The 1,095-nt window shown below is 70.0% G+C and carries 1 protein-coding gene; it reads right to left on the bottom strand.

What is annotated here, in order from left to right:
- On the bottom strand, positions 1-948 hold a 948-nt coding region (locus AC08ON_RS15745), incomplete at its 3' end, for a serine/threonine-protein kinase (protein WP_476617240.1).
- Positions 949-1,095 lie beyond the last annotated feature (147 nt).

Genomic DNA, 1,095 nt, shown 5'->3' with positions numbered 1-1,095 from the left:
GGCGGATCCCCGTGTGGAGGCGGCGGTGTTCCGGGCCACCCCGCGCGGTACCACCCGGGCCGCGACCGCCGCATACATCCTTACCGGGTTGTCCACGGCGTCGTCGACGGCCCCGGGAAGCGGGCCGAGGTCCACCACGGATTCGACCAACGCCGCGTACACCTTCTCCACGCCGTACGGGCGATCCTCCGGTGCCTTGCTCAGCATCGCGGCGACCAGCTCGTCGAGGCCGCGCGGCACGTCGGCGCGCAGCGACCGCACCCGCGCCGGGACCTCCTCGACCTGCTTGTTCATCACCGTGTAGGACGACGCACCGGCGAACAGCCGCTGACCGGTCAACATCTCGAACAGCGTGGCACCCAGCGCGTAGATGTCGGTGGCGGGCGTGCTCAGGCCGGCAAGCACCTGCTCGGGCGCCATGTAGGCAGGGCTGCCGAGGTGCTGGCCGGTCACCGTGATCTTCGACAGGTTGGTCCGGTCGAGCGCAACGGCGAGCCCGAAGTCCAGCACCTTCACGGTACCGTCCGGCTCCAGCATCAGGTTCGCCGGTTTGAGGTCGCGGTGCACGAGCGACGCTCGGTGCGCCACCGCGAGCACCGAGGCCACCTGGGCGGCAATCGCGGCGGCCCAGCCGACGGGCAGCGCGCCCTGCTCGGCGACGAGATCCGCCACGCTGAGGCCGTGCACCCGCTGCATGACCAGGTAGGGACGCTCCTCGTGGGTACCCGCGTCGTACACCGCCGGCACCCCCGGATGCAGCAGGCGGGCGGTGATGCGGGACTCCCGGATGAACCGGCGGATCAGCTCCTGGTCGGGCTGGCCGTCGGGAAAACGGACGAACTTGACCGCGATCTCCCGGTCGAGTTTCACATCCCGGCCGACCCAGACCTCACCCATTCCGCCCTTGGCCAATGGAACAGCCTCGAGCTCATACCGCCTGCCGATCATCCACCGCGCGGCCACCGTGCCCCCGTCCCTTCCCAGGGCCGCGCAGAGATCACGCTACGTTGCGATCGGTGACGTTTTGTAGACGTGCTGTGGGGTGACTCGGGGCGCCCTGGGCGACACAGCGCGAGCGAAGCGTCCCTTTCCCCA

This window comes from Frankia sp. CoWAU3 (genome assembly GCF_977971855.1).
Note: the sequence above shows the minus strand (reverse complement) of the source record. Positions and strands in the feature narration are given on the sequence as shown.